Origin of the sequence: Archangium minus (genome assembly GCF_044360475.1) — a bacterium.
Classification (GTDB): Bacteria; Myxococcota; Myxococcia; order Myxococcales; family Myxococcaceae; genus Archangium; species Archangium minus.
Genome location: NZ_CP043494.1, coordinates 1,243,540 through 1,267,405 on the forward strand (window position 1 = coordinate 1,243,540; position 23,866 = coordinate 1,267,405).

21 protein-coding genes and 2 pseudogenes are annotated in these 23,866 nt (G+C 67.7%); 13 read left to right on the forward strand and 10 right to left on the reverse strand.

Features of this window, described 5'->3' with window-relative positions; all coding sequences use genetic code 11:
- Positions 1 to 24: 24 nt before the first annotated feature.
- A complete protein-coding gene (locus F0U60_RS05280) occupies positions 25 to 642 on the reverse strand; it encodes a DUF2378 family protein (protein WP_395814821.1) in 618 nt (205 codons plus the stop codon).
- A gap of 117 nt (positions 643 to 759) precedes the next feature.
- Here F0U60_RS05280 and F0U60_RS05285 point away from each other — a divergent pair, with 117 nt between their 5' ends.
- Both F0U60_RS05285 and F0U60_RS05290 read left to right on the forward strand, forming a co-directional pair.
- On the forward strand, positions 760 to 2,532 hold the full coding sequence (locus F0U60_RS05285; protein WP_395814824.1) for a hypothetical protein: 1,773 nt from the start codon (positions 760 to 762) through the stop codon (positions 2,530 to 2,532).
- Positions 2,533 to 2,554: 22 nt separating this feature from the next.
- Positions 2,555 to 3,391, forward strand: a complete 837-nt coding sequence (locus F0U60_RS05290) for an SIR2 family NAD-dependent protein deacylase (protein ID WP_395814827.1) — start codon at positions 2,555 to 2,557, stop codon at positions 3,389 to 3,391.
- A gap of 73 nt (positions 3,392 to 3,464) precedes the next feature.
- Here F0U60_RS05290 and F0U60_RS05295 read toward each other — a convergent pair whose 3' ends face one another.
- Both F0U60_RS05295 and F0U60_RS05300 read right to left on the reverse strand, forming a co-directional pair.
- A complete protein-coding gene (locus tag F0U60_RS05295) occupies positions 3,465 to 4,424 on the reverse strand; it encodes a COX15/CtaA family protein (RefSeq protein ID WP_395814830.1) in 960 nt (319 codons plus the stop codon).
- Between the two features lie 402 nt (positions 4,425 to 4,826).
- Positions 4,827 to 7,754: a sigma 54-interacting transcriptional regulator gene (locus F0U60_RS05300; RefSeq protein WP_395814834.1), complete on the reverse strand. Its 2,928-nt coding sequence runs from the start codon at positions 7,752 to 7,754 to the stop codon at positions 4,827 to 4,829.
- Positions 7,755 to 7,986: 232 nt separating this feature from the next.
- On the opposite strand from F0U60_RS05300, the gene F0U60_RS05305 reads away from it, so the two are divergent.
- Complete coding sequence (locus tag F0U60_RS05305) at positions 7,987 to 9,171, forward strand: hypothetical protein (RefSeq protein WP_395814837.1); 1,185 nt, start codon at positions 7,987 to 7,989, stop codon at positions 9,169 to 9,171.
- On the opposite strand, the gene F0U60_RS05310 is transcribed toward F0U60_RS05305, so the two are convergent.
- Positions 9,161 to 10,573, reverse strand: a complete 1,413-nt coding sequence (locus tag F0U60_RS05310) for an NAD-dependent succinate-semialdehyde dehydrogenase (RefSeq protein WP_395814840.1) — start codon at positions 10,571 to 10,573, stop codon at positions 9,161 to 9,163. The two genes, F0U60_RS05305 and F0U60_RS05310, sit on opposite strands and share 11 nt — an antisense overlap.
- A gap of 417 nt (positions 10,574 to 10,990) precedes the next feature.
- Between F0U60_RS05310 and F0U60_RS05315 the strand changes: the two genes are divergently transcribed.
- Positions 10,991 to 12,430 carry a hypothetical protein gene (locus tag F0U60_RS05315; protein ID WP_395814843.1) on the forward strand — a complete coding sequence of 480 codons (1,440 nt, stop codon included), beginning with the start codon at positions 10,991 to 10,993 and terminating at the stop codon, positions 12,428 to 12,430.
- Positions 12,431 to 12,604: 174 nt separating this feature from the next.
- Positions 12,605 to 13,303 (forward strand): class I SAM-dependent DNA methyltransferase, encoded by a 699-nt coding sequence (locus tag F0U60_RS05320; RefSeq protein ID WP_395814847.1) that lies wholly within the window; start codon positions 12,605 to 12,607, stop codon positions 13,301 to 13,303.
- Here the strand turns inward: F0U60_RS05320 and F0U60_RS05325 are convergent, their stop codons facing one another.
- Together F0U60_RS05325 and F0U60_RS05330 are read right to left on the reverse strand one after the other, a co-directional pair.
- Positions 13,304 to 13,834, reverse strand: coding sequence for a hypothetical protein (locus F0U60_RS05325; protein ID WP_395814850.1), 531 nt, complete (start codon positions 13,832 to 13,834; stop codon positions 13,304 to 13,306).
- A 356-nt stretch (positions 13,835 to 14,190) separates the two neighbouring features.
- Complete coding sequence (locus F0U60_RS05330; RefSeq protein ID WP_239014928.1) at positions 14,191 to 14,664, reverse strand: DofA protein; 474 nt, start codon at positions 14,662 to 14,664, stop codon at positions 14,191 to 14,193.
- Positions 14,665 to 14,900: 236 nt separating this feature from the next.
- Here F0U60_RS05330 and F0U60_RS05335 point away from each other — a divergent pair, with 236 nt between their 5' ends.
- On the forward strand, positions 14,901 to 15,647 hold the full coding sequence (locus F0U60_RS05335) for a phosphatase PAP2 family protein (protein WP_395814853.1): 747 nt from the start codon (positions 14,901 to 14,903) through the stop codon (positions 15,645 to 15,647).
- A 28-nt stretch (positions 15,648 to 15,675) separates the two neighbouring features.
- Here the strand turns inward: F0U60_RS05335 and F0U60_RS05340 are convergent, their stop codons facing one another.
- On the reverse strand, positions 15,676 to 16,479 hold the full coding sequence (locus tag F0U60_RS05340; protein WP_395825978.1) for a hypothetical protein: 804 nt from the start codon (positions 16,477 to 16,479) through the stop codon (positions 15,676 to 15,678).
- 240 nt (positions 16,480 to 16,719) lie between these two features.
- Between F0U60_RS05340 and F0U60_RS05345 the strand changes: the two genes are divergently transcribed.
- The 7 genes and pseudogenes from F0U60_RS05345 (at position 16,720) to F0U60_RS05375 (ending at position 21,708) form a co-directional block, all read left to right on the forward strand.
- Complete coding sequence (locus F0U60_RS05345) at positions 16,720 to 17,001, forward strand: hypothetical protein (protein ID WP_395814856.1); 282 nt, start codon at positions 16,720 to 16,722, stop codon at positions 16,999 to 17,001.
- Positions 17,002 to 17,129: 128 nt separating this feature from the next.
- Positions 17,130 to 17,563 (forward strand): annotated as a pseudogene (locus F0U60_RS05350) (hypothetical protein); the annotation flags it as partial.
- On the forward strand, positions 17,553 to 19,061 hold the full coding sequence (locus F0U60_RS05355) for a DUF2380 domain-containing protein (RefSeq protein WP_395814859.1): 1,509 nt from the start codon (positions 17,553 to 17,555) through the stop codon (positions 19,059 to 19,061). The pseudogene F0U60_RS05350 and the gene F0U60_RS05355, both read left to right, overlap by 11 nt.
- A complete protein-coding gene (locus F0U60_RS05360; protein WP_395814862.1) occupies positions 19,058 to 19,528 on the forward strand; it encodes an NUDIX hydrolase in 471 nt (156 codons plus the stop codon). Before F0U60_RS05355 ends, F0U60_RS05360 begins: the two co-directional genes overlap by 4 nt.
- Before the next feature lie 100 nt (positions 19,529 to 19,628).
- Positions 19,629 to 19,946, forward strand: a pseudogene (locus F0U60_RS05365) (LysR substrate-binding domain-containing protein); the annotation flags it as partial.
- Between the two features lie 113 nt (positions 19,947 to 20,059).
- Complete coding sequence (locus tag F0U60_RS05370) at positions 20,060 to 20,686, forward strand: hypothetical protein (RefSeq protein ID WP_395814865.1); 627 nt, start codon at positions 20,060 to 20,062, stop codon at positions 20,684 to 20,686.
- On the forward strand, positions 20,683 to 21,708 hold the full coding sequence (locus F0U60_RS05375) for an alpha/beta fold hydrolase (protein ID WP_395814868.1): 1,026 nt from the start codon (positions 20,683 to 20,685) through the stop codon (positions 21,706 to 21,708). Before F0U60_RS05370 ends, F0U60_RS05375 begins: the two co-directional genes overlap by 4 nt.
- Before the next feature lie 299 nt (positions 21,709 to 22,007).
- Here the strand turns inward: F0U60_RS05375 and F0U60_RS05380 are convergent, their stop codons facing one another.
- The 3 genes from F0U60_RS05380 to F0U60_RS05390 are packed head-to-tail and all read right to left on the reverse strand — an operon-like array spanning position 22,008 to position 23,844.
- Complete coding sequence (locus tag F0U60_RS05380) at positions 22,008 to 22,589, reverse strand: head protein (protein WP_395814871.1); 582 nt, start codon at positions 22,587 to 22,589, stop codon at positions 22,008 to 22,010.
- A 39-nt stretch (positions 22,590 to 22,628) separates the two neighbouring features.
- Positions 22,629 to 23,222, reverse strand: coding sequence for a hypothetical protein (locus F0U60_RS05385; protein WP_395814874.1), 594 nt, complete (start codon positions 23,220 to 23,222; stop codon positions 22,629 to 22,631).
- A gap of 40 nt (positions 23,223 to 23,262) precedes the next feature.
- The gene (locus tag F0U60_RS05390) at positions 23,263 to 23,844 is read right to left on the reverse strand and encodes a head protein (protein ID WP_395814877.1); all 582 of its coding nucleotides are present in this window, start codon (positions 23,842 to 23,844) and stop codon (positions 23,263 to 23,265) included.
- Positions 23,845 to 23,866: the final 22 nt, after the last annotated feature.

The following is a 23,866-nucleotide window of genomic DNA, read 5'->3' on the forward strand; positions in this document are numbered from 1 at the left end:
TCCTCCTGACGGCTCGGGTTTGGCTCAGAAGGTGAGGTGGAAGGTCGACGTGCCCAGCGACACGTCGTGGCGCACCAGGTCCATCTGGAGGTCGAACACGCCGGCGGCCTGGAAGGAGGTGATGATCGCTCCTCGGGTGAAATGGGGCGGTTCGACGTGGACCCCGGCAGACAGGAAGAACTCCGGGAGCGGCCGGAGGGTGAGCTCCCAGCGGCCCGCCCCAGGCAGCGCGTGCACCGAGGCGCCGAGGTAGTTGTTCAGCATTCGCAGCTGGTTGGGCATCCGATGCAGCGTGCGTTCTGGGCCCGTTGCTCGGGCACGGGTGTTCATCACCTCGCCCAGGCGGGACCGGAGGATCCGCGCCATGAACCGTCGTCCGAGCGCGAACTCCGCACTGGGCGAGGACAGGTGCGAGTAGAGCGCGCCGGAGAGGACGTGGATGGCACCCACCCAGGCGGCACTCGAGTAGACCGCGTGGGGCTCCCCCGATGAGAGTCCCATCCCGGCGAGCGCCTCGCGCGCCCGCGGGTGGATCAGCTCCAGGTCGGTCAGCAACAGCTCCATCACATGGCCGAAGACGACGGGCTCGCGGCGGAGAGAGTGGGGGTGCGGCGTCCAGGTGCTCGAGCGGGGCTGTTCCATGCCTCGCATGACACACCTGGGCCGTTTCCGCTGTTTTGCCCCCACATTAAGAATTGTTGAGAGAACCGGGGGTGGGGGAGGTACCTGGGATTGCGGCCCTGGTATGGTCGTCCGGTTATGGACACTCCCCCGTCCCCCCCCAACCGTTGGCTGTCCTTTCCCCGCGTCCTCTGGGTCTCCCTGGGCGCCGCGCTGGCGTTCTGCCTGCTGGTGCTGAGGGCGGGCTTCATGCCCGACGACTTCGTCTACCTGGGCATCCTCGGGAAGGTGCCGCCGCCGGCGCCGCTCGCCAACTCGGCCTTTGACCTGTACCGCATCGCCGCGGGTGATGCCGCCGCGCAGCATGCGCTCATGGAGAAGGGGGTCTTCCCCTGGTGGGTGTTGCCCGAACTCAAGGTCTCCTTCTGGCGGCCACTCTCCAGCGCGCTCTTCGCGATGGACTACTCGCTCTTTGGTACCCGGCCGCTGGGCTACCACGTGCACTCGGTGCTCTGGTACCTGGGGCTGGTGGCGCTGGCCGGCGCGCTGATGCGGCGCGTGTTGCCCGGGGCCCTGGGCGCGCTCGCGCTGCTGCTCTTCGCCATCGACGACTCGCACGCCGCCACGGTGGGGTGGTTGGCCAACCGCAGCGCGGTGGTCTCCATGCTCTTCTCCCTGGTGGGCCTGTGCCTGCACCTGGAGTGGCGCGAGAAGGGCCGCACCTGGGCGCTGCCCCTCTCGGTGCTGTCCCTGGTGGTGGCCCTCGCGGGCGGTGAGACGGCGTTGATCGTCCTTGGTTATCTGGTCGCCTATGAGTGGCTGGGTGCTCCGGGTCGGCCCGCCGAGCGGCTCCGGGCGCTCGTCCCCACGGGCCTGGTGCTGCTCGTTTATATGGTGGTGCACCAGCGGTTGAACTACGGCGCCTCGGGTTCGGACATGTACTTGGATCCGCTGGACAGCCCCCTCTTCTGGCTGAAGACGGCGCTCATCCGGGTCCCCATCAACCTGGGTGGCATCCTGCTCAATGCCCCCGTGGACTTCGCCGGCGAGGCTCGCTTCGAGGGCATCATGCTGGGCGTGGGGCTCGCCGCCATGGTGGTGGTGGGGCTGCTGCTGCGTGCCTGCTGGGCCGGATTGGAGGACGCCGAGCGCCGTCACGTTCGCTGGCTGCTCGTGGGCGCCTTCCTCTCCACGTGGTTCGCGGCCTCTACCTTCCCGTCCTCGCGCACGCTGTTCGTGCCGAGCCTGGGTGGCGCGGTTGCCGTCGCCGTGGTGCTGCACCATGCCTGGCGTCGGCGCGAGCGCTCCTGGCGCGGGAAGGCCGTGGTCGTCGGCGCCGGTGCCCTGGTGCTGCTCCACGTGGTCGCCGCGCCGTACGTCTGGTGGAGCACCGTCAACCTGTTCTCGGGCGTCTCCGCCAGCAATGAGCGGCTCCAGACGCGCTTCCAGGAGCACCTCGACATGGCGCGCCTCCCCGAGCAGCGCGTGGTGGTGCTCAACGCGCCCAACGCCATGGTGGGCATCTATACGTCGGTGCAATGGTGGGCGACTGGCAAGGTGCTCCCGCGCGCCTGGTGGACGCTCTCCTACGCCGCGGGCGAGCACCACATCACCCGCACCGGGCCCTCCACGCTTGAGCTGTCGTTGGAGCGCGGTCGTTTCCTCTCCACCATCGGCGAGCGCATCCACCGCTCCGGCCGCTTCCCCCTGCCTGCCGGCCACGAGGTCGTCATGGAGGGCATGAAGGTGAAGGTGCTGGAGGCGGACGCCGAGGGGCCTCAGAAGCTGTCCTTCACCTTCGACGTGCCGCTGGAGGATCCTTCGCTCGTGATGCTTCACTTCAAGGATCGCAAGCTGCAGCGCTTCACTCCGCCGCCCCAGGGCGACGCGGTGTCGTTCTCGTTCCTGTAATGGTTCGGGGGAGACGGAAGCGATGACCCAGATGCGCCAGGAGCTTCGCCGTGCCGCTGACGTCCTGCGTTCCGCCCAGGCCCTCCTCATCGGGGCTGGGGCGGGCATGGGGGTGGACTCGGGCCTGCCTGACTTTCGCGGCACCGAGGGCTTCTGGCGCGCCTACCCCGCCTACGAGAAGCTCGGGCTCGACTTTTCGTCCCTGGCGAATCCCCAATGGTTCGAGAGGGATCCCGAGCTCGCCTGGGGGTTCTACGGCCATCGCCTCGGGCTGTACCGCGCGACGACTCCCCACCCGGGCTTCTCGCTGCTCCGCTCCTGGGGCTCGCGCATGCCGCACGGTGCCTTCGTCTTCACCTCCAACGTCGACGGTCAGTTTCAAAAGGCGGGGGTACCGGAGGAGCGTCTCTTCGAAATTCATGGCTCCATCCACTTCGTGCAGTGTCTCGGCTCCTGCACGGAGGTTGTTTCCGCCGACGCGTACTCCGTGGATGTGGACCCGGAGACCTTTCGCGCCAGGTCTCCGCTCCCCGTCTGCTCACGCTGCGGCTCGCTCGTGCGGCCGAATATCCTCATGTTCAACGACTGGGATTGGAATGACTCGCGCAGCCAGGCCCAAGAGCGGCGGCTCACGCAGTGGTTGGATACGGTGGCGCCCGGCACGCTGGCGGTTGTTGAGTGCGGCGCGGGCACGGCCATTCCTTCCGTGCGGCGTTTTTGCGAGCGCGTGGCCGCCAGTCGGGGCACGTTGATTCGTATCAACGTGCGTGAGCCTCAGGTGCCCTCGGGTGGAATCAGTTTGCCGCTGCGGGCTTTGGAGGCGCTGCAGGGGATTGAGGAGGAACTGGCTCGGGGGTGATGCCGGGGGACCGCTTACCCTCACCCCGACCCTCTCCCAGAGGGAGAGGGAGTTTGTTTGTTTGTTTGTTTGTTTAGGACAGCGAGAGCTCGGACTTCAGTTTGACGTCTGTTCGCGGTGCTCCCAGGGCCAGTCCCGCTGCGCTCAGCCTCACGAGGACAATCCACACCACGTCCGCCAGCAGCAGGTGCACCAGCTGCATCCACACCGGCGCCAGCAGCGCCACGTTCACCAGCCCCGCCACCAGCTGCAGTGCGTACAGCATGCCCAGCTGCATCGCCGACCGCCTCACCGCCGGTGATGGTCGCAGCCTCGCCACCATCCCCGCGGAGAACACCACCAGCGCTCCCACCAGCACCGCCAGCACCGGGTGCAGCACCCTCAGCCGCAGCAGGATGTGTGCCGTGGGGGACACGTCCTGTCTCAGTCCCTCCGCCAGGCTTGTGGCCGGGTAGAGCGTGTCGCCCAGTGCGGCAATGGCCCCACTCACCCCCAGCGTCAGCAGCCCTACCAGGCTCCCTACCACCAGCCAGCCCGTCATCCCCTGCCGCCGCCACGTCAGTCGCTCCCCGCCTCCCGCCCACCAGCACGTCAGCGCCAGCGCGCCCACCAACAGGAACGTGTTGAGGAGGTGCGCTCCCATCCACCAGGCCCGCGCAATGGACTCGTTGTCCGCTACCATCTTGAAGAGCACCAGCGCCGCGCCCAGCGCCGCCTCCGTCACCATGAAGACGAGCGAGAGGACCGCCCCCGTTCGCACCGGGTGCCCCTTCGCGTGCGCCCTCAGCCCCCACACGCACAGCACCACCGCGAACACCATCACCAGCCCGCTCGTCACCCGGTGCGTGTACTCGATGAGCGTCTGCACGCTCGGCGCGCGCGGCACCACCTCGCCATTGCACACCGGCCAGTGGTCGCCGCACCCCGCCCCCGAGCCCGTGGCGCGCACGTAGGCGCCCCACAGCACCACCAGCAGCGAGAAGGCGAGGGTGAACCAGCTGAAGACACGGTAGCCACGGGAGGAGGAGCTCATCGGATGGCCCCTCCCTAACCTACTTTGGCCCTGCCCGCGCCCCTGGCGTACCTTGCTCGCTTGCTCCTCCAACATCCGTATCCACCTGGGTGTACGGAAACCCACCCTGTTTCCGTTGGAAGGACTGTTGGATAGGCCTGCCTGCTTTTGGATGCGCTTGGATGATTTCCAATCGCCCTTCCAAGGCCCGCGGACGTTGGCACGCCACCTGCTAAGTGTTCTCTCGGTAACGATTTCCAGTTCGGGCGCTTCGGTGCCCGGAGCGCTGCGTGGGTCGGGGGCCCCCCCACCTCGGCCCACGAGCGCATTTTTTTAGCAGGTGTAGTCCCTGCACCGCGGGTCGGGTTCGCCCCCTGTCCTGGCCCGCGGTGTTCTTTTCTCGCGGAGGTTCGCGGCTCCGGGCTAGCCCGTGATGCGCAGCCTATCCGCCCCCAGCACCGCCGGCAGTGGCCCGAAGGCGAGCGAGCGCTCGATGACGTTGCGCAGCTCGCGCACGTTGCCCGGCCAGGGGTGGGCCACCAGCGCCGCCATGGCGTCCGGCCCCAGCGTTGGAGGCTCCTGCCCCTCGGGGGTGAGCTGGGCGATGAAGTGACGCGCCAGGGCGAGGATGTCCTCGCGCCGCTCGCGCAGCGGGGGGACGCGCACGGGCACCACCTGCAGCCGGTAGTAGAGGTCCTCGCGGAAGCGGCCCTCGCGCACCAGCTTCCCCAGGTCCCGGTGCGTGGCGGCGATGACGCGCACGTCCACCTGCACCGGCCGCGTCTCGCCCAGGGGGAAGATTTCTCCGTTCTCCAGGAAGCGCAGCAGCTTGGGCTGCACCTCGAGCGGCAGCTCGCCAATCTCGTCCAGGAAGAGCGTGCCTCCGTGGGCGGTGCGGATGACACCCGGGTGGTCCGCCGTCGCGCCCGTGTAGGCGCCACGCCGGTAGCCGAAGAGCTGGCCCTCGAAGAGCTCGCGCGGTACCGCGGCGCAGTTGAAGGCCACGTAGGGCCGCTCGGACCGCGCTGACAGCCGGTGGAGGCCGCGCGCCACCACCTCCTTGCCGCTGCCGGACTCGCCGGTGACGATGACGGTGGCACGCGAGCCGCTCAGCCCCGCCAGCTCCGCCTTCAACCGCTGCATGGCAGGCGAGGCGGCGATGAAGCCAGGCATCTCCGGGGCTCCGCCCTCGGGCTCGCGCAGGGGCGGCTCCACGTGGTGGGCGAAGCCGCGCAGCACGGCCACCTCCAGGGCGAAGCCGGCCAGGCGCGCCAGCGCGGTGAGCAGCGCCCGTCCGTCGGCGGGCAGAGGACCGGCCACGCCCACGCGCAGCCGGCGGCCATACCCGTCGCTGAGCTCCACCCACTCGCTCGCGGGGATGTCGGTTTGGCCCAGCAGCGGCGTGGCGCGGTCCTGCGAGTCCAGCTCCTCCAGGCGTGGAGCGCAGCCGGGGAAGAGCCCCTCCAGCACTGCCACCAGCTCGCGCTGGATGAGGGGCGCGCCCATGCCGCGCACGGAGAGCCGCTCGAAGGGCACCATCAGGGACTCGGCTCCCAGCCGGGGCGCCGCGTCGGTAGGAGGGGCCTCCTGCGCGTGGAGGGGGCCTGGGCTGAAGTCCGGGGGCGCGGTGATGCCATGGCGGCGCAGCTCCTCCTCACTCTGGAGGAGCGCGGACTCGGTGCCCGGCTCGCCCGCGGCCTGCGCCACCCGGAGGAGGGTCCGACGGGTGAGGGCTGTCTCGGGGAGGTCTCCCGCCAGGGTGAAGGTGGCCAGCGAGGCCTCCAGCTTCTCACGCGCCTCGCGCGAGCGGCCCTCACGTGCGAGCAGCCACCCCTCGTGACGGTGGAGCAGGGCGGTGCTCCAGGCGGAGGGGAACTGCTCCACCGTGGCCCGGGCTCGGCGGAGGGCCGCGCGGGCCTCCGGGAACTGGTTGGCGGCCGCACGCGCGCCCACCTCGGCAATGATGCTGTCGCGCCGCAGGTAGGGCCAGCCGCCCAGCTCCAGGACGCGGGCATGGGCCGCGGCGAAGCTCTCCGCGGAGCGCTGCGCGTTGCCCTCGACCCAGTCCGCCAGCGCCTCCACCCAGACCCCGTAGGCGTGGGTGAGGGCCTGCTGGATGGAGCCGGAATAGCTCGAGAGCCGGACCGCCAGCCGGCGCATGTCCGCGTAGCGGCCGGTGAGATAGAAGAGGCGGGCGCGCTGCACCACCAGTGGGTGCGGAGTCCAGGCCAGGTCCTCCACCACGGCATCACCCTGGTCCAGCACTGCCTCGGCCTCGGTGAAGCGGGCCAGCCGCAGCAGGGCGTCCGCCTCCGCGCGCGCGGCGAAGATGAAGGAGAAGCCTCGCCCCAGCCGTCCGTCCCAGGCGGCCTCGCGGGCACGGCGCACCAGCGCGAGCGCCTCGTCGGGCTCGCACGCCTCGTCGAGCCGGCGCTGCGCGAGGAAGGCGAGGCTGCGCGCCTCGAGCAGGCCATAGCCCAGGCGCGCCGCGCCTTGCGCCAACTCGCGGAAGCGCCGGGTGGCCAGCGAGGCCTCGCCTCGGATGGCGGCTTCGTGCGCAATCCCATGCGTGGCCATCAGCCGCATCGTGGGATCCGTCACCCCGGAGAGCGTTTCCTCCAACCGACCGAACTGGCGGGAGATGAGCTCGGGCGCACCCAGGTGGAAGGCCGCCGCCACCTCCGCCATCCGCAGCAGGCAGCGCACCTCCGCGCTCGAGATGTTGGCGGACCGCAGCAGGGTCTCGGCGCGCGCCACGTGCACGTTCACCTTGCCCGCGTCGAAGATGCGGCCGTCCGGCGAGGCGAAGAGGTTGGCGGCCTGCGCGTGCACATGCACTTCGATGGACTCGGGCAGCAGGCCCGCGTCGGCCTCGGCCAGGTGGGGCAGCAGCACGGTGAAGGCGCGCCGCACGTCCTCGAAGCCCCAGCGGTACACGTAGGCCAGGCCCGCCGAGGCCAGGGCGCGCGCGCCCGTGGAGCGCAGCTCCCCCGAGGCCAGCATCGCCAGCAGGACGTTCTCCGCCGAGCGCCAATCGGCCCGCTGGAAGAACTTCAGACACGGTGTCAGCCGGGCCCGCTCCTCGGGCGACATCTCCTGTGGGAGCAGGCTCCCGGCCAGCCGGGGAAGAGCGGAGGGCAGGGTTGGCTGGCCTCCCTCAGCGAGCTGGCGCAGCGCCTGAGCCACCCGCCCCCTCGGTCGGCGGGCCTGGGGCGCGGCTTCCGGCAGCTCCCACCGGTACACCGTGAGGGGCGTCACTCCGAGCTGACGGGCGAACGCTGCCCGGCTCAGCCCCCCACGCAGTGCGCGAATCGCCTCGGGTCCGACGCCCTGTGCTTCGTTCCTCGACACCACTGTCCCCTTACGGCCCCCCGCCCGTTCCCGCTTCTTCGGTCATTTGACGAGGAAGGGCAATCTCTGTGGGCCTTGCGAACAGGCGAGCGCGCCACCTCCATTCCAGGAGGGATGACCCGGGACGCGTGGCGCCTTGGCCTCCTGGTGGAAACGGACGAATCATGGGCAGGATGAGACGTCTGGTGTAACCCACACCGTGGTGCTCCGCCGCCACCACCTGGAAACCGCCATGGCTCCGCAACCGCCTGTTCCCCCGCCCGAGACCCCGCTCCAGAAGAACCTGCGCCGTCTGCTCGAGGCCATCGCCGAGGGCCAGCAGCGCCACGCGGAGTGGAAGGAGAAGTGGGCGCGCTACGATGCCCGAGAGAAGGAGATGTGGGCTCGCCAGCAGGCCGAGGGGTGGGAGCAGTGGGCCCAGCGCCAGGCCCAAGGCGTGGAGAAGTGGGCCCAGGGAGTGGAGAAGTGGGCCGAGGGCGTGGAGAAGTGGGCCGATCACCTGGGGAAGCGGGAGCGCCGCAAGATGGAGCGGCGCATGCATCGGGAGATGTTGCGCGAGCAGCGGCGCGCCCTGAAGCGGCAGCGGCAGGCCGAGGAGGCCAACCCGCTGATGGGGTGGGTGTTCGCGCTGGCGGCGATGGTGATGGTGGGGATGGCGCTGCTCCAGCCTGACAAGTGGTGGCTCATCTTCGTGGCGCTCGGCATGGGCGCGGCGTCGGCGGGCATCCTGGGCCAGGTCCAACAGAACAAGAAGCGGGCCCGGCTCCAGCAGGGGCAGGGCACGGCACCGGAGCTGGAGGAGGCCCAGAGCGAGGCACCCGTGAAGCCCGTGGCCTCCGGCAAGACGACGGTGCCCTCGGCGTCAGAGGACCCGAGGACGGCGCGGGTGGACGCGCTGTGCGACAAGCTGCTGGCGGAGCTGCGCGCGGGGCCGGGGGTGCTGCGGGACGTGGTGCACCAGCCGGAGCAGACGGTGGATGCGTTGCGAAAGAGCTGCCACGAGCTGGCGCGCCGAGAGCGGGAGCTGCGCTCCTTGAGCACGCCCGAGGACGAGCGCCGGCTGGAGGAGGAGCACGCGAAGCTGGCGGCGCGGGTGGAGTCCGAGCGCGACGCGGTGGTGAAGGAGCGGCTGGAGAAGACGCTGCGGCTCTTGGATGAGCAGCGGGGGCAGCGCGCGGAGCTGGCCACGGCGGCCTCGCGGCTGGAGGCCGAGCACATGCGCCTGTACTACACGCTGGAGAACCTCTACACGCAGGTGCTGCGGGTGCGCTCGGCGGACACGGCGAGCGCGGACGTGGCGGGCGCGGGGCTGCGCCGGAGTGTGGAGCAGCTCGGCCTGGAGATGGACGCGGTGGCCGAGGCCCTGGAGGAGGTCCACCAGGACGCTCCTCGCCGGGAGCGGGTGCCTACTCGTTAGCCTGGGCCTGCGTCCGGGCTGGCGCGGTTGACGAGGCGCTCACCAGGCGCACCGTCTTGATGTTGAGGAACTCGAGGATGCCGTGGCGCGCCAGCTCGCGCCCGTGGCCCGAGGCCTTCACTCCACCAAAGGGCAGGCGTGGATCGCTCGCCACCATGCCGTTGACGAACACCGAGCCGGCCTCCAGCCCGTCGATGAAGAGGCGCTGCTCGGCCTCGTCGCGCGTCCACACGGAGGAGCCCAGCCCGAAGGGGGAGTCGTTGGCGATGCGCAGCGCGTCCTGGGCGTCCTTCGCGCGGAAGAGCACGGCCACCGGGCCGAACATCTCCTCCGTATAGGCCGGCGTGCCAGGGGGCGGTTGGGCCAGCACGGTGGGCGGGTACCAGAAGCCGGGCCCCGAGGGCTTGAGGCCACCCAGCAACAGCTTCGCCCCCGCGGCCACGCTGCGCTCCACCTGCTCGTGCAGCCCGTCGCGGATGCCCTCCGTGGCGAGCGGGCCCACCTCCGTCAGGGGCTCCAGTGGATCTCCCACCACGGCGCGGCGCATGCGCTCGACGAAGCGGCGCTCGAACTCGGCGTAGAGGGGCTCGGTGGCGATGAAGCGCTTGGCGGCGATGCAGGACTGGCCGTTGTTGATGAGGCGCGCCTTCACCGCCGTCTCCACCGCCTGCTCCAGGTCCGCGCTCGGCAGCACGATGAAGGGATCGCTCCCGCCCAGCTCCAGCACCACCTTCTTGAGCTGCCGGCCCGAGTGCTGGCCCACGTCACGCCCGGCGCCCTCGCTGCCGGTGAGCGTCACCGCGCGGATGCGAGGGTCCTCGATGAGCCCTCGCACCGCCTTCGAGTCCACCAGCAGCGTCTGGAAGGCCCCCTTGGGGAAGCCCGCGCGCAGGAAGAGCTCCTCGAGCGCGAGCGCGCACTGGGGCACGTTGTGCGCGTGCTTGAGCAGCCCCACGTTGCCCGCCATGAGCGCCGGGGCGGCGAAGCGCACCACCTGCCAGAAGGGGAAGTTCCACGGCATGATGGCCAGCACCGGCCCGAGCGGCTGGTAGCGCACGAAGCTCGTGTCCGGTGGGGTGGCCACCGGCTCGTCCGCGAGGAAGCGCTCCGCGTGCTCCGCGTAGTAGTGGCAGGCGCTGGCGCACTTACGGGCCTCGGCGCGCGCGGCCTCCAGCGGCTTGCCCATCTCCTCCGTCATCATCCGCCCGTAGCGGTCCGCCTCCCCCTCCAGCAACTCCCCCGCCCGGCGCATCCACCCGGCGCGCGTGGCCAGCGGCGTGTGGCGGTACGTGTGGAACGTCTCCTGGGCGAGCTTCAGCCGCGCCTCCACCTCCTCCGGCGAGTGGGGGGAGAAGGTGCGCAGCGTCTTGCCAGTGGTGGGGTCAACGGTGGCGAAGGCCATGGGGCTGTCCTCTCGAGGCGCGGAGTGTGGGCCCGGCTCCTGGGAGCGACAAGGCGGACGTGAGGCCCCCGTTCACGCCTGCACGCGGCTCCCGGGCAGCGCTGTCAGGGTGTATACGTTTCCCCCACCCTCGGGTCTGTCGCACATAACCGTGAATACATGATTTCTGATTCATTCTTGAAGCATCAGTTTCAATTCCGACGCACCACATCCGTTCCCTCTGAAAATCAGGCTTTCCTTTGTTTAGTAATGACGGCATGTTTCAGCCTTGACGGCATGTCCTGGTGGGCATTCCTGTCTTTTCGCGGGCTTGGGGGGTTGGCTCGGTTCCTGCTCTCCAGGTTGCGCAAGTGGGGCCGGTAGGGTGACGGAAACGTCGCTTCTCCGACTCTGAAGAAACTCTTTTTTGAGGAAACTATGCGCTTCAATCTCCGCCACATCGTCCCGTTCGCCCTTCTCTCTCTGATGGGGTGCGGTGCCGAGACTCCCGTTGACCAGGAGCAGCAGCCCGTTGTGGCCGAGGAGCTGGGGCAGACGCAGTCCATGCTCCGGGTCAGCCTGAACCCGAGCTGCCTCGGCGGCACGGAGGGCACCCGCTTCCTGAGCGACTTCGAGCGCGAGCAGGTGACGGGCGACATCGCCCACTACTCCATCCGCCTGCAGGTGGGCCCCAACGCGGCGCGTGACGTCGTCACCCTGCACCGCGTGGTGAAGGAGAAGTTCCCCTGGGTGCCGAAGAAGAGCCGCGAGTCGCTCTTCATGGTGCACGGCGACGCCTGGGACTTCCGGGGCGCGTTCATGACGAGCACGCTGACGAAGACGGTGGCGGCGGACCACTCCATCGCCGTGTACCTGGCGGAGCGGGGCGTGGACGTGTGGGGCATTGACCTGCGCTGGACGCAGGTGCCGCTGGAGACGCAGGACTTCTCCTTCATGAAGGGGTGGAACCTGGGCACGCACGCGCAGGACGTGGGCGTGGGCATGACGGTGGCGCGGGCGGTGCGCGCGCTGACGGGCAGCGGCACCGACAAGATGAACCTGCTGGGCTGGAGCCGCGGGGCGGTGGTGTCCTACGCGTACATGAACGCGGAGACGCAGCTGCCGCAGAGCCTGCGCAACGTGAGCGGCTTCATCCCGGTGGACATGGTGATGAAGTTTGGGCCCGAGGCCGAGCAGCAGCGCCAGTGGGCATGCACGCGCGCGGCCGTGGGCGAGATGATTCTGCAGGGCGGCCGCTACGAGGGGAACCTGTCGGGCAACGGCGCCGGGGTGCTCATCATGCAGGTGGGGATGGCGGCCGGCGCCTGGCCGAACGCCGTGGCCCAGGTGCCGGGCATCGAGCTGCCGCCGCAGACGACCTACGGCCAGCTTGGCGTCGCCGTGGGGGCGGCCACCCACACCTTCCTCTCCAATGCGGCGGCCGGCATCCAGCCGGTGGTGCCCGGCTACCACTTCGCCGCGGGGAGCTTCGACCCGAACAACAGTCTGACGGGGCTGCAGTACGTGGGGTCGCAGCAGTTCTTCGACTTCCTCTCCGCCGCCCATCCGTACCAGAGCTTCACGGAGGTCGTGGAGAGCGAGCAGCTGCAGTGCGGCGTGAAGGACCTGCCCTACGACGACCACCTGTCGAAGGTGAAGGTGCCGGTGCTCTACGTGGGGGCCGCGGGCGGCTTCGGCACCTACGGCGAGTACGTGGTGAAGAACCTGCTGGGCAGCAAGGACGTCACCATCCACCAGGTGCAGCGGCTGCCGGACGCGTACCGGGCTGCTGACTACGGCCACGCGGACCTCTTCCTGGCCAGCGATGCCGAGAAGACTGTGTGGGCCCCCATCTACGAGTGGATGAAGAAGCACTGATTCAGGAGCGCGGGGCGTTGCCGTCGCCCCTGTGCCCGGGCCTCGCGTGGACGCGGGGCCCGTTTTTTTTTGGACGTATCCGCTCCGCGCGGGGGCTCCCGGCCTTTGCCCTGCTCATTACATTGCGCGCCTGTGTTCCGGGATTGTCCCGGACGAAGAGCGAGGGCCCCCCACGTGGTCGACAACATCTGGACCGAATTCGCCAGGAGCTATGACGTCATCTGCTCCCAGCTCAACTGCTACCGGCGGATGGTCGCGAAAATCCTTCGTGACACCGAGGGTCGCAAGTACGTCATCGACGCCGGGTGTGGCACGGGACTGGTGAGCCAGCCGCTCGTCGAGCGGGGGCACACGGTGGTGGGCTTCGACAACAACCTGGCGATGCTCGGGCTGGCCGTGGGCAAACAGGCCAAGGCGCCGGAGGAGGCGCGCCGTCGCTGGAAGGTGCTGGAGGGGGATGTGTGCTCCTTCCCCTCGCAGGTGCCGGGTGAGGCGGACGTCGTGGTGCTCAACAACGTCCTCTTCTACGTGCGCGAGCCGGAGCAGGTGCTGCGCCAGGTGCTCGAGCACCTCAAGCCAGGCGGCCTGGTCATCGCCACCGGACCCCGGCAGCGGCCGGATCTGCACAAGGTGATGATGAACTCCATCGAGGAGTGGAAGGCGGAGGGCCGCTGGGATGAGGCGCTGCAGGCCGCCACCGCCTACCACGTCGACGTGACGCGCAGGCTGGTCACCGACCCCAACGAGATGGTGACCTTCTTCCAGCCGGACGCACTGGTGGACACGCTGCGGCGCCTGGGGTTCTCGCGCGTGCTCGCGGCTGACAGCGACGACTACTACGGCGAGAACTACTACGTGTGCATGGCGCGGTAGCTACGCCCGGAGCTCCAGTGGCGGCGGGACGTGCGTTGAAGCCGCCGTGTGGAGTGCCAGGTCCTGGATCATCCGAGGCCTCCTGCGCTCCAACTGCCTGAGGGTCTCGGAGATGTTCACGATGCAGGGAATCTTGACCGAGCCATAGAACAACCTGCTTCTGCCGATGACCTGATAGGGGATGCCGAGGTGTTGCTGCGTGCTCTGGAAGAGCCGCTGATCCGAACAACAGAGCACGTGAGTCATCCCCATGGCGGAGGCTCGCGTCATGGCGACAGCAACCAGTCCGGGCGTCACATTGGAATGGTTCGGCAGCTTCGCGAGGGCTCCCATCTCGCAGTAGGTGCCTGGCTTCCATCGCTCAAGCGCCCTTCGCTCGTGCTCGAAGAGTTCGAAATGGTTGTAGGTGGGGAGCGTCCTCAACTCCTGGAGGACCAACCGGCAGACACCGACGACCTGCTGGTTCAGTGCGTGTTGCGCCACGAAGTAGATGGAGTCCTTTTCGTAAGGATCCTGGAAGTCGTTCGGCATGAATCCGACTTCCATGTAGCGCTGGCGATGCAAAGCGATGGCTCTACTTCGCAGCTCCCCTTCGGCTTGGATGAACCGATAGGAGGCGTTGTCGCGCTCCATAATCAGCGGGTCTCCCGGGTTGTGGCCTCATGGTGTCTTCCTTTGGACAGCCAATGCGTCCAACACCTGGCCTTGTTCAGAACCGAAACGATACCCGGACAGGAGCGCGAGAGATGTGAAGAGGGAGTGTCTGTTGGCTGGTGGTCAGTCTCTAGACTGGCTGTGATTGCCAGGGGCGAGGGGCTGTATGGAGTTTGAGACTCGTCGTACAACCCCAGCGTTGAACCGCGAAGGGCCTCGCGCTGCTCGGAGCTTCAGTGCACCAGTCCCAGCAGGCGGGCGTCGTTGATGATGCGGTTGCCATCCACCTTCAGGCGGTTGGTGAGGAAGGGCGCAATGCTCGCCGAGTCCTTGTGCAGGCGCGCGTAGTTGTTGTCGTAGATGCGCGTCACGATGAGCTGCGCCGAGGCGATGATGCGCTGCAGGTTGTGTTGCAGCTCGTTGCCCTCCATGAGCAGGTGGAGCTCGCAGATGTACTTGCGATGGTCCTCCAGCATCTTGAAGAGCGCCTTGCGCTGCTCGCCATTGGGCACCCGGGCCTTGGCCCCGGTGACGACCACGACGCACAGTTGCTGACGGTAGGCCTCGTAGGCCTCGCGGAAGCGCGTGGTAACAATTTGGACCTCGGCCGGGCTGGGCGGCTGCTCCCAACGGATGAAGAAGACCTTGTTGATGAGGCCCGTCTTGTAATTCGGAGGAGACACGGTAGCGGCGGCGAATGCGGACATGGGACCATCACTCCCCAAGCTGGCCGGGATGGGTGCCCGGAAATGGTATTCCGAGCGGCTGACGTGCCCGGCACGCGCAACGAACGACATGGTGGCGCCAATCTGGTGATCCCTTCCGCCATCCCCAAGGCCACGACGCGCCGTTTGCCGTCGTTCGCACGAATAATGAGCACACAATGTCGGGAAGCTTACGAATGCGGGGTGCGCTTTGGTGGGAGAGCACCTAGCGTGTAGGAATGCAACTCTCACTGGGCGAGCTACGGGAGCGCCTCCACGGAAAGTTGGGAGGAGATGGGATTGGGCTGCTGGCCACGCTGCTGGCCCTGCTGGCGTTGGGGCTGGGCTTCATCGAGCTGTCGGACGAGGTGCATGAGCGGGAAACTCAACACTTCGACGAGCGCGTGCTGCTGGCGCTGCGGCAGCCAGGCAACCCCGAGGAGCCGCTCGGGCCCTTGTGGTTGGCCGAAGCGGCGCGGGATGTGACGGCGCTGGGCAGCGTGTCGGTGCTGACGCTGGTGGTGGGCGCGGTGGGTGGATTCCTCATCCTGGTGCGGCGCTGGCGGACGTTGGCGCTGGTGGTGGGCTCGACGCTGGGCGGGGCGGTGGTGAACGCGCTCCTCAAGAGCCTGTTCTCCCGGCCGAGGCCCACCGTGGTGCCGCACCTCACCTCGGTGCTGACGGAGAGCTTCCCGAGCGGGCACGCGATGCTGTCAGCCATTGTCTACCTGACGCTGGGAGCGCTGCTGGCGCAGCTCGTCGAGCGGCGATGGCTCCAGGCGTACCTGGTGGGCGTGGCGCTGACCCTCACGCTGCTCATTGGGCTGACGCGGGTGTACCTCGGGGTGCACTACCCCACGGACGTGCTGGGCGGGTGGATGGCAGGGCTGGGGTGGGCGCTGCTGTCGGCCGTGGTGGCCCGTGCGGTCCGAAGGCGCAGCCCTGGGCTTCGCGAGGAGGCCCGAGGCGACACCGCGCCCTCATGAGGTGGATGTCCACCCATATCCACCCGCTCTAATGCCGCCCCAACTCCCTGTCCCAGTCCGACAACTGCGTGGACACCGCGTATTTGTAGGCGCTGGAGATATCCTCGAACTTCTTCGGGGGAAGCGCGGAGAGTCGCTCACGCAAGAAGCCCGGGTCCCCGAGCACCTCGCGGTGTTTGAGATCGTTGTCCACTTCGACCATTCCAGGAATCACCCGGAGCACGGCCTCCACGCAATCCTCCCGGGTGGCGCGAGACATGCGCTCCACCGTCAGGGTCAGGTGCTCGCGCACAGGGGCAGGGCCTCCGGGGCACCAGGCCTCCAGGGTCCTGCGGTAGATGTCATCCATGAGCTCTTCCAGCGTGTACTTCTGATCGAACGACCAGAACGCGTAGCGAAGGCCCTGGAGCACATCCCAGACGCGAAGCAAGGCGGCGAGCCGGTTCGCCATGCGCTCAGCGCTCTGCGGCGGGGGCGGAGATACGGCATGGTCGAGAGCCCCCCAAGGGGTGCTCAGGCAGAAGGACTCGAAGGCGTCACTCATGCGCGGGCGCTCCTCCTTCGGGACGCCTTCATCCAAGCCCATGAAGACGTCGCCGAAGATGTGCATCCGCCAGCGGGGGTCGCCCGAGTCGAAGTCGGCCACCGAGTGCATCACCAGCACTTCGCCGGGTAACACTTGTCGCATCTGCCGGGGCTGGGGAAAGGCACCGGTCTTGAGATACTCCCGAGCCCACCAGTGGCCCTCGGCTCTCACCTTGCGGAGGATGGCGGCTTTGGTGCCGTAGAGCCACGCTGGAAACTCGAGCACCTGAGAGTGTTCAGGGTTCATAGCCTTGCGCCCTACCACAGCGGTCAGATGCGCCTCAATCGCCAGGCACTTCGCGCGCGCCAAGACGATGAGGGCCGTGGGCCTCTCCCAGGTGGCGCGCAAGCGGCCCATCGCCGTCTCGATCCAGCTCACCCATCACTTGCCGAGCGCACCTACAGCACTCTCGAAGAGCTACTGGCCGCTGTGAGGAGTACCCTGCGCCGCTACCACCTTCGAGTGCGGCGCAGGTAGACAGAATTAATGTCCGGGCGCTTAGTCCAGGCTCTGCTCAATGACGACAAGTACCCCGTCTACCGCGAGGACTACGGGACCAGGCTGGCCAAAGAGGCGAGCTTCGCCGACGTACTGCGCCAGCTGACGCGCACCAAGCTCGTCCCACTCCTGAAGGAACTCTGCAACATGCCCGCCTACGAGTCGAAGGTCTCTGACGGTAAGTTCGACTTCCTCCGTACCACCGACGCCTACAAGCGCGCGATGGACTGCGCGCGGGACCGCTTCAGCTGGTCTAAACAGACGTTCTGAAGGAGGGGCCGGAGGAGGAGAGCCCACCGCCGGTGGCAACAGTGGGGCGGAGCCGAAGAAGGAGCAGACGCCAGCTGCCCTACCCGCTCCATCTTCCGAAATCCGCAGTCTCCAGTAGGTATCAGCTCCTGAGCCCTCTCTACGCGGAGGCCTTCGCCTCGGATTGGGCGCGCGGCTGATGGGCGCGGAAGCCGCGCTGGACGTGCATCTTCGGCCAGCCCCGTCAGCGCGGGCGCTACACGCTGGCGCTGTTCGCCGTGCATGACTGGGGCCGGGCCGGAGGGCGGCACCCCCGGTGACGCTGGCGCACGTGGACGGGACGGCGGTGGTGGGGGCGGGCGCGGATGCGGTGACACCCACGCTGGACATGATGGAAGTGGTCGTGAAGGGGATGGCAGTGGATCTGGGGCAACCTGGGACGCGCTCTCTGGGTGCGGCGGAGGTGCGCTGGCGCTTGCTCGGGGGGCACCTGTACGTGCTGGGTCAGGGCGGCACGCTGCTGTTTCCGCGAGGCCAGGGCGCGCTGCGCCCGGGGGGCCTGGGGGTGTACCATGCGTGCTGAGTCGCCAGGATTCAGGTGGACGGGGCTGCTGCTCGCCCTGGCCCTGCTGTCCAACGCCTGTGCGTCGCTGACGTCACCACCCGGCCGGGGGACGCACCTGCGCTACACGCCGCACGAGGCCGCCGCGCCCGCATGGGCCGGAGACCCGGGCGAGGAGTCCGCGCCCGAGCCCGAGGGTCCACAGCGGCTGCACCGCCGCCAGGACGTGCGGGAGGCGGTGACGGCGGTGGGCCCTGGTGGCACGGAGGAGACGGCGTGGCAGAGCGCCCTGGCGGCCCACCTGGCGGTTCGCGGTGCCCTGCTCGATGTGTCGGGCTCCACCCGCGACCTCTCCGGGGAGCTGTCCAGGTTGCGCAAGAGCCACTGGGGCATCGTCGGCAAGGCCGCTGGCCTCTTCGTGCCCTCCATCGAGTATGGCCAGAGCCAGTTGCGGTGGTTGGATGCCGAGCTCTCTGCTGCCACTCGGCTGGCCCACGCCGCCGCGGAGGTGGAGGACCCGGATATGCAACTGGCCCTGCTGCGTCTGGCGGGCCCACGGCTGGAGGCCGCCATGCTGGGCTCGCTGCTGCTCGCGGCATGGGTGGACTTCCTCAACCTCCTCGATGTGGCGTTCAAGCAGGGCTACGACTCAGTGGAGACGCTGTTCGTGGACATGGAGCGCTGGCGGAAGATGGTGGAGCCGGCCATGACGGCGCTGGCCTCGCGGGAGCCAGGGCAGGTGGAGGCTGCGGCGGAGAACATGCCCGCGCTGATGGGCTACCTGTCCGGCGAGTTCAACAGGACGGCGGAGCGCCTTCACTCGGGGCTGAGGAACGTCGAGAAGGTGATGTGGCTGGCGCAGCTCATGGAGCTGGTGACGATGAGGTCGGCGCTGAAGTTCTCGCTGCCCGCGTTGCGGCCCTCGGCCCCCGTGACACTCGGGGTAGGCATGGTGATGGGCAACAACGGCGTGATGATGGGCACGCGCATCGTCGTCTCCGCCGAGTGGGTGGAGATGGTGAACCGGCTGGTGCGGGCGGGCGTCCTCTCCCTGCCCGCCGTCAGCGCCGCGGTACGGATTCAGGCCGGCCAGCTGATGATGGCGCACGGCGAGCTGCCGCGCGGCGTGCGCGAGGCGCTCGGCGACGGGCCCGAGGTGCGGGGCATGCGGGTGACGGACAGAGCGGGGGCCGGTATGGCCGAGCCCCCCCGGCACCACGTTCTGCCCAAAGAGTTCCGCGAGTGGTTTGAGAAGCGCGGCTTCACTGGCGACATGGACATCGACCAGTTCTGCGTCAAGCTGGAGCAGGCGCACCACGAGGCCATTCACGGCGGTGGCGACTGGAAGCTGGGCCGCACATGGCCCGGCGAATGGAACCGGATGGTCATGAAGGCGCTGTTTGATGCCGAGACCAGGGCTGGCCGGATGTTGACGCGCAATGCGATCCTGAGAATTGTCGCAAACAACATGAAGCGCTACAGGATCCCTATGAATTTCGTCCCATGGAGAGGACCATGAGCGACGGACGTGCCTGGCAGGGCAACATAAAGGCGCGCCTGTATGAGCGGGTCCGCAAGCGCGGCTACGACTCGCTCACCGCCTTCGCCGAGGCGCGTCCCACCGCTTCTCTAGTGGAACTGGCGGACGAGCTTGGCCCTGATGACATCGCGGCAGTGCAGGTGTTCAGCGGGTTGGTTGCCGAGGCGGAGCGAAGCGGCAAGGTCACGCGTCTGGTGCGCGGGCAACTCGTGCGCGAACTGGCCGAAGCACTCCCAAACGGCTGGCCGGCCGTGCTGGATGACGAAGCCCGTTTCGCTGTCGCCGAGGCGCTCGGCCTCTGGTCTGCCTATACCCCTGAAACTCATGAGGAGCGTGTCAGGAAGGCCGGCGATGCGCTCCTCGCCACCCCACCGCCGCCCGGCTGGCGTCCGCTCGGTCCTGACGACGAGTTGCTGCTCTCACTCCTGCCCGACGAGGAGGTCTGATTCTCCGCCGCTCCTCCAAGAGAGCGCGTGACGACTGATGAGACAGAGGGTCCGGGCGAGCCCAGCGGATAGGGCAGTCGACGGCTACTGAGGAAACGTCATGTTGCCGAGGGTGACGGTGCGCTGGACGCATGGAGGGGAGGGAGGGAGCAGAGAGGGGAGGAGGAGGGACGCTGATGGGGCCGCCCGAGCGAAGCGACCGGCCGAGTCCATCGAGCGCGACATGGTGCAGGTGCGACTGTCCAGGCCGAGCCGGTTCGTCGTGGTCGCCGCGCCCGCCTACCTCGCGCGCAGGGGCACCCCGGAGCAACCGGATGACCTGCTCGCTCACGACTGCATCCGCGCGCCGACCCGCGGCGGGCGCTACGCCTGGGAGCTCGAGCGCGGGAAGAAGAGCTGGCGCGTTCCGGTCCAGGGCCGGTCAGGACCGATGATTGGTCCGGCACGCGGATGATCCATCCAGGCCCCACCTGGAGAACGTGAGAGCAGGACGCGGTGACAGTCCGGGAATGTCACGGTGTTTCATGGTGCATGACATTGCACTCAACCGTCACTCAGGCGGGAACACCTCGGCATCCAGGGCCCCTCCTGTCCCGCCCCTCCGTGCGGCTGGCGCTCGCCGCCGTGATATCCGCTGCCGCCTTCTTCTCCTCTCCGGCCCGCGCCGAGGAATCTCCGACGCGCCTTCCGCTGACCGTGGCGTACTTTGGAGAGACGCTCGTCCATCCGGGACTCACCGTCGGGACGGAGCTGAGCCTGGTCCGTGGTGACGTCGGTGCCGTCGTCCTGACGGGCAATCTGGGCGGCTACGTCCATCCGCGCAATCACGTGGGGCTCTTCGCATCCGCCGAGATGGGCGGACGCCTCACGGCTCCCTTCGGCCTGTATGGAGAGCTGCTCGTCGGCGCCGGCTACCTGCACTCCTTCCTGCAAGGCCCTGTCTATGAGGTCTCGCCGGATGGCTCCGTGCTGCCCGCGGCGGACGCCGGCAGGCCCGCCGTCATGCCCACCGCCAGCTTGGGCCTGGGCTGGGATCTGCAACGCAATGGAGTCGCCCCGCTCGCCCTCTTCACCCGCTTGACGCTCTTCGGCCAGTTCCCCTTCAACCAGCGGCTGCTGCCCCATGCGGCCGTGCAGCTCGGAGTCCGCTTCCAATGAGAACCCTCGCGACCGTCGCCCTCTTGCTCGCCGCGCTCGTGACTGGCTGCGGCCGGTTCCAGACCGAGGGCGATCTCTTCTTCGTGCGCAGTGCCGGCGCGGACCTGCCGGTGTGGGTGCGTGGCAACACGGACTCCGGTGTCTTCATGGTGGTGCTCGCCGGAGGCCCTGGCAATTCGGGCATGTCCTATTTGTCGCCCGTCACGGAGTCCCTCGAGGAGAAGTACGCCGTCGTCTACTGGGACCAGCGCGCCACCGGGGTGGCCCAGGGCAACCCCACACCCGAGACGCTCTCGCTCGAGCAGTTCGTCGCGGACACCCACGCCGTCATCAGCGCGCTTCGCCAGCGCCATGATGTCCAGAAGCTCTTCCTCCTCGGCCCGAGCTGGGGCGGCACCCTGGGGACCGCCTACCTCCTCGAACACCAGGAGGGTGTGGCCGGATGGATCGATATGGATGGCAACCACGACTGGCAGAAGAACTGGGACTTCACGCTCGACTACGTGAAGGTCCACGCCGAGCGGAAGCTGGCCGCGGGCGAGGAGGTGGACACGTGGCGCGGCGTTCCCGAGTGGGCCGAGTCGATGAAGGGGACGCGGATGAGCAGCGACAGTCTCTGGAAATGGCAGCGCCTGTGCACCAAGGCGGGGGGCTACATCCTTGATCCGTCGAATTCGCCCGGCGCTGGCGCGGAGCTGCTGCTCTTCTCGCCCTTCTCGTTGGGGGCCATGCGCACGAACAACGGTATCGTCCTCGAGAAGATCCTCTCCGACGACGCCTTCTATGACGCGCTGCAGATGTCCCCGAAGCTCTCGCGCATCACCATCCCCTCACTCGTGCTGTGGGGGCGGCACGACGGCGCGGTGCCGGTCGCCATGGCGTACGACGCCTATGACAACCTGGGTACACCTCCCGAGCACAAGTTCCTCGTCATCTTCGAGAACTCCGCGCACCTGCCACCCTTCGAGGAGCCCGAGGCCTTCCTCGAGGCGGTGACCCGGTTCATCGAGAAGTACCGCTGAGCCACAGAGGGCCTGGGGGCCCCCTGCCCGGAGCCGGCGCAGGTACGTATCTCCTGCCTTCGTGATACGCAGTTGCTTGTCTGCGTAGAAGTTCCAGCCCGCTGAAGAACAGGTGCGTCATGCCGCCCGGCAGTGGGCGCTTCATTCGATAGGCAATGCGGTCGTCCTCTGCTCGTGACAAACGCTCCAGCGCCAGCTCATTCACGGACCTCTTTCTTCTCCGCGCCCGAGCTGGGCCCTCGAAGCGGTACTCCCCGCCGCGCGGGCCCCGCCCTCCTGGGACGAGATTCCCGGGGACGTCAGGGTTGCGGCTTGGAGCCTTTCAGCCTGCCGACGAGGGAGAAGGGGTGGAAGGCCAGGTGGTCGATGTTGCGGTGGTACGCCATGAGGTAGGGCTCACCCCCGAGCTGGATGACGGCTTGCGAGGGCTTCTGGGGCTGATTGTAGAACCAGGCCTTCGCCTCCTCTCGCGTGTCGAAGGTGGCCACCGGCGAAGGAAGGCCGGCCTGCATCATCTCCTGGAGGTGGTGTTCGATGGTGTGATGGGAGAGCAGTCTGCGGAAGTTCCGAGCACGGTCATACACGACGAGGTTGTACTCGTCCGCGATCAACACTGAGGCCATGTGAGGCGGTTTGGGATGGTTTTTCAGCCAGGCCTCCGCGTCTTCGCGCGCCGCGAAGGTGGCGATCACCATCTCGGGTCCTTCGGTCTTGAGATCCTCGCGGTAGTCCTCGAACTCATATTGCTGACCTGTTGTCGTGATGAAGCTGAGCGCATCGGACGCGGTGAGAAGCAACTCCTTCTCCTCCGGGGACTGGGTGTTTTCATAAGTCAACCCGATGAGGTTCATTGCTTCGAAAATGAGTTTTCCGATTTCCATGTGATGCCGTTGTGCTGTGGGGGGTTCTAGCAGGACACGTCAGGAAGCCAGAAAAGCCGCCGGAGCGAGGACAAAGAACCCCGCACCGGCGGAAGCCGTGACGAAAGCAACGCCCGCGATGACTACGATGCTTCCCACCAAGAGCGATTGATGGTTACGTTTCAACCATTCAACCGCCTCTTCCGTGGCCGAGAACTCCTGGGGACGGCGACCCTGTAGTTCCTCGCAGTCGCGATAGGGTTGCCAACATTGTTCGCGACACCAGGTTTTCTTTCTACCCATTCCCTTTTGACCTGCCCTGATGTGTCCATGTCCCCGCGGAAGCGGACGGTCCACGCATTTGTCGACGCACTCATTGAACTCCTCATGACAGTCACGCGGATGACTCGCCACGCGCACGATGCGTCCATATGACCCACTGGCGTTCGAGGGGAGCCTGTACCCCGAGAGATCGAAGTCCTCGGCACGTCGCCAGTCGTGGGTCACCTGACCATCGGGTGATTCCTGGATGACGAGTACATAGCGGGTGAGTTCTTCGGCATCGGGCGAGGTGGTCGCGCGGGTGGTGCCGCAAGAGATGAGCAGCACGCTGAGTGCCGAGGCGATGAGTCGTGTGTTGCTGGATACAGTCATAGAGGGCTTCGAGTCTCCTCCAACAAATTCCCCGAGGACGTCAGGGTTGCGGCTTGGACTCCTTCAGCCTGTCGACGAGGGAGAAGGGGTGGAAGGCCAGGTGGTCGATGTTGCGGTGGTACGCCGCGAGGTAGGGCTCACCCCCGAGCTGGATGACGGCTTGCGAGGGCTTTTGGGGCAGCTTGTAGAACCAGGCCTTCGCCTCCTCTCGCGTGTCGAACGTGGCGACAGGCGGGGGAAGGCCGGCCTTCATCATCTCCTCGAGATGGTACTCAACCGTGGGAGTGGAGGGCATCCTGCGGAGGTTGTGCTCACGCCAGTAATAGACGGTGTGATATTCGTCCGCGATCAGAACGAAGGCCATATGGGGCGGCTTGGGATGGTTCTTCAGCCAGTTCTCCGCGTCTTCGCGCGTTGCGAAGCCGGCGATCACCATCGGTGGTCCTTCGGTCCCGAGATCCTCGCGGTAGTCCTCGAACTCATACTGCTGGCCGGTCGTATTGATGAACCTGAGCGCTTCGGCTGCGATGAGAAGCAGCTCCTTCTCCTCTGGAGACTGAGTCTTCTCGTGAATCAACCCGAGAAGGTTTATCGCTTCGAAGATGCTCTTTCCGATATCCATATGATCCGCCGTGATGTGGGGT

Bases quoted from the DNA above. Each gene is read 5' to 3' on its own strand.
- F0U60_RS05335 (WP_395814853.1), top strand. From the start codon at position 14,901: ATGCAACTCTCACTGGGCGAGCTACGGGAGCGCCTCCACGGAAAGTTG.
- F0U60_RS05385 (WP_395814874.1), bottom strand. From the start codon at position 23,222: ATGACTGTATCCAGCAACACACGACTCATCGCCTCGGCACTCAGCGTG.
- F0U60_RS05345 (WP_395814856.1), top strand. From the start codon at position 16,720: ATGTCCGGGCGCTTAGTCCAGGCTCTGCTCAATGACGACAAGTACCCC.
- F0U60_RS05340 (WP_395825978.1), bottom strand. From the start codon at position 16,479: ATGAACCCTGAACACTCTCAGGTGCTCGAGTTTCCAGCGTGGCTCTAC.
- F0U60_RS05285 (WP_395814824.1), top strand. From the start codon at position 760: ATGGACACTCCCCCGTCCCCCCCCAACCGTTGGCTGTCCTTTCCCCGC.
- F0U60_RS05370 (WP_395814865.1), top strand. From the start codon at position 20,060: ATGACATTGCACTCAACCGTCACTCAGGCGGGAACACCTCGGCATCCA.
- F0U60_RS05355 (WP_395814859.1), top strand. From the start codon at position 17,553: ATGCGTGCTGAGTCGCCAGGATTCAGGTGGACGGGGCTGCTGCTCGCC.
- F0U60_RS05280 (WP_395814821.1), bottom strand. From the start codon at position 642: ATGGAACAGCCCCGCTCGAGCACCTGGACGCCGCACCCCCACTCTCTC.
- F0U60_RS05310 (WP_395814840.1), bottom strand. From the start codon at position 10,573: ATGGCCTTCGCCACCGTTGACCCCACCACTGGCAAGACGCTGCGCACC.
- F0U60_RS05290 (WP_395814827.1), top strand. From the start codon at position 2,555: ATGACCCAGATGCGCCAGGAGCTTCGCCGTGCCGCTGACGTCCTGCGT.
- F0U60_RS05295 (WP_395814830.1), bottom strand. From the start codon at position 4,424: ATGAGCTCCTCCTCCCGTGGCTACCGTGTCTTCAGCTGGTTCACCCTC.
- F0U60_RS05305 (WP_395814837.1), top strand. From the start codon at position 7,987: ATGGCTCCGCAACCGCCTGTTCCCCCGCCCGAGACCCCGCTCCAGAAG.
- F0U60_RS05380 (WP_395814871.1), bottom strand. From the start codon at position 22,589: ATGGAAATCGGAAAACTCATTTTCGAAGCAATGAACCTCATCGGGTTG.
- F0U60_RS05325 (WP_395814850.1), bottom strand. From the start codon at position 13,834: ATGCCGAACGACTTCCAGGATCCTTACGAAAAGGACTCCATCTACTTC.
- F0U60_RS05330 (WP_239014928.1), bottom strand. From the start codon at position 14,664: ATGTCCGCATTCGCCGCCGCTACCGTGTCTCCTCCGAATTACAAGACG.
- F0U60_RS05390 (WP_395814877.1), bottom strand. From the start codon at position 23,844: ATGGATATCGGAAAGAGCATCTTCGAAGCGATAAACCTTCTCGGGTTG.
- F0U60_RS05315 (WP_395814843.1), top strand. From the start codon at position 10,991: ATGCGCTTCAATCTCCGCCACATCGTCCCGTTCGCCCTTCTCTCTCTG.
- F0U60_RS05375 (WP_395814868.1), top strand. From the start codon at position 20,683: ATGAGAACCCTCGCGACCGTCGCCCTCTTGCTCGCCGCGCTCGTGACT.
- F0U60_RS05360 (WP_395814862.1), top strand. From the start codon at position 19,058: ATGAGCGACGGACGTGCCTGGCAGGGCAACATAAAGGCGCGCCTGTAT.